Genomic DNA, 563 nt, shown 5'->3' on the forward strand with positions numbered 1-563 from the left:
GGTACTACGACTGGCACGAAGAATTCGACGACACGTTCGAGTTGGACGACACGGTCGACGGCTCATCCATGACCTCGTCGTAGAGGCCGGCCTCGACGCCACCCTGCCGAACGGCTGGACGTTCCGGGATCTCGGCGTCTGAGCGGACTCTCCTTCCGTTTTACCGAGAATCGAGGCTCTCTCCTTGCTTATCTGTAGATCGTGGCTACCGATCGTCGAGATACTGGGTAACGTACGGGTGGAGATCCTCGTACGGGGGGCGAAAGACTCGGAAGGTGCTGTGCTGGTCGTCGCCACCGATCTCGGGGTCGTCGCGTTCGAAGTGACACCGGTAGCCCGTCGCGAGGTAGTGTTTCGAGTCGACGCCGTCGACGTCGGCCGTCTCGTAGAGATGTTCGTACGTCCCGAGACAATCGTCGATCACGACGGCCTCTCCGAGTTCCTCGGTGGCCACGCGGTGGACGGCGTCAGTGCGAGATTCGTTTTTGCGTACCGTGCCGCCGGGCACGAACCACTCGCCTTTCGCGGGCTCGTTCTCGCGTTTGCCGAGGAGCACGCCGCCG

Annotated in this window: 1 protein-coding gene; it reads right to left on the minus strand. The window is 62.3% G+C overall.

Annotation, left to right across the window (positions count from 1 at the left end; translation table 11 throughout):
* Positions 1–205: 205 nt before the first annotated feature.
* On the minus strand, positions 206–563 hold a 358-nt coding region (locus tag DVK07_RS20795), incomplete at its 5' end, for an NUDIX domain-containing protein (protein ID WP_121598603.1).

Origin of the sequence: Halorubrum sp. Atlit-26R (genome assembly GCF_003666015.1) — an archaeon.
GTDB lineage: Archaea > Halobacteriota > Halobacteria > Halobacteriales > Haloferacaceae > Halorubrum.